2 protein-coding genes are annotated in these 2,054 nt (G+C 60.5%); both read right to left on the reverse strand.

Going from position 1 to position 2,054, the window contains the following annotated elements:
* Positions 1-1,121: hypothetical protein (locus VL202_RS21235; RefSeq protein ID WP_325466049.1), on the reverse strand; the 1,121-nt coding region annotated here is incomplete at its 3' end.
* A 95-nt stretch (positions 1,122-1,216) separates the two neighbouring features.
* A protein-coding gene (locus VL202_RS21240; protein ID WP_325466050.1) for an IS5 family transposase occupies positions 1,217-1,980 on the reverse strand; the annotation gives its coding sequence in 2 pieces (ribosomal slippage) (positions 1,217-1,671 and positions 1,671-1,980; 765 coding nt in all).
* Positions 1,981-2,054: the final 74 nt, after the last annotated feature.

The raw sequence follows: 2,054 nt of genomic DNA on the forward strand, positions 1-2,054 counted from the left end.
CAACCAACGATCACCGGAATCATCTGCGATATGCCGACGCCCACATCACCCGGCGCAACGATGATGCCCTTATCAAAATCGCGCAGCGCGATTTCGGATCGTGAGCTGAGCGTGGCATAGAGTTCCTGTAGCTCGCCGAGATCGTCTTCGTCCAAGCCGCGCTCGAAGAGCTGATGAAACCTGCCGGGAACAGGTACTTCCTTGAACTGGAACTTCTCAAGCCGATAGCCGGTCTTCAACCGTTCCTCGCCGCCGAGCCAGGCATTGACCTCTTCCAGGAGCTTGCCCGAGGGATCGGTATAGAGCATATCCCAGGCGGCGAGGCCCTGCGCCCAGCGCGATTCATCGGGGGAAAGGCGCGGGCGATACTTGCGGCTCGGGATTTCGCGCAGCGGGCCGACATAGGTCATCTCGCTGAGATAGTCCCTGACGATGCGGATAGGCCCAAGCACGAGCTCATCCAGCAAGGCGCTCAAGCCCGCACGGCGACGCCGTTCCATTTCATACTCGTCGGCGACGGCGCGCTCGCCTCCCTTGCTAACGCGCGGGATCGCTGCGCCCGATGCATAGCGCTGGCGTATAAGGTTCTCGTCGATCTCAACCAGATCGAGGCCGAGCGGCCGATCCAAATCCGGCAGCGCGCCGAGGACGGTTTCAACTGCAATCCGAAACTCAACCGTCTTGTTCTCGGTCGCGTCTGCGGAGGTCTCACGGGACAGCTCCCAAATCTCGTTGCCTAACGGCGTCGAGAAAGGATCGCCGAGAGGATCAACCTCGCTGTCCGCCCCCTCGATGCCAGGCGCATCGCCTGCCAAATCGAGCAGATCGTCCGGATCGGTCGCCGCTTGCAGCAGTGGATGGGCGAAATTGAAGGCCGTCAGATGTGCGCGCCCTTGTTGCGGCGGAGAGTGGAGCTCGGCGACCGCTTCGCCGTCCATTTCGACCACGGCCTTGGCAACATAGGGCGCCCGGATCAGGTCGCTCCAGCGGACTTCAAGGCCGAGGCCGATCTCCTGGACGACCGCGTATTCCTTCAATTCAGTGTTTTCGCCTGCAAGATAGCGGAGGCCGAGATTGCTGAAATCGGGATCGTGAAGGCTTCCACCGGAGTTTAGCGGCAAACGCTCGCTGCCCTGATCATCCCCCAGATCGATGCGGACCTTGATATGGATTGCGCGGTTCAGGTCGTGGCTGTGAACCAGCGTCGCAAAGCCGCCTAGGTAGTGGACTCATAATTTCGGGTCCATAGTCGGGTTGAGGCGAGAGCGACGGCGGCGAGGAAGTTTCTGGCGAGCTTGTCGAAGCGGGTTGCGACACGCCTGAAGTGTTTGAGCTTGCAGAAGAAGCGTTCGACGAGATTGCGTTGGCGATAGATACGCCGGTTCACGGAGCGATGTATCAGGCGTTGGCGGGTTGAGGGGATATGAGGCTTTGCCCCGCTGGCCCGGATCAGATCGAGCAGCGCATTGGCGTCGTAGCCACGGTCGGCAACGACATGGCGGCATTTCAAGCCTTCGAGCAGGAGCGGTGCGGCGCGCAGATCGTGATCCTGTCCGGCGGTTAGAACGAGCCGCACAGGCAGGCCGTTCTCATCGACAAGGGCATTGATCTTGGTGCTCAGTCCTCCACGAGAACGGCCAATGGCGTGATCTTCGCCCCCTTTTTTCCGCCGGCGGCGTGTTGGTGGGCGCGGATGATGGAACTGTCGATGAACGCCATCGAATGGGGCGACTTGGCCGCCAAGGTCTCGAAGATGCGCACCCAGACGCCAGCCTTGGCCCAGCGGTTGAAGCGGTTATAGACCGTCGTGTAAGGCCCGAAGCGTTCGGGCAGATCGCGCCAAGGCGAGCCTGTTCGCAACACATAGAAAATGCCGTTCAGCACCCGCCGGTCGTTTACCCGCGCCACACCGCGCGGCTTGTTCGGCAGCAAAGGCTTGATTAAAGCCCATTCCGCATCGCTAAGGTCGAACCGCGCCATTGCATCCTCCCGGTTACGGAGAATGAATCACTGTTCGCCTCTCAACGAAATCCCTTTATGGGTACAGAACCTAG

It is taken from the genome of Pararhizobium sp., from assembly GCF_035497515.1.
Classification (GTDB): Bacteria; Pseudomonadota; Alphaproteobacteria; order Rhizobiales; family Rhizobiaceae; genus Pararhizobium.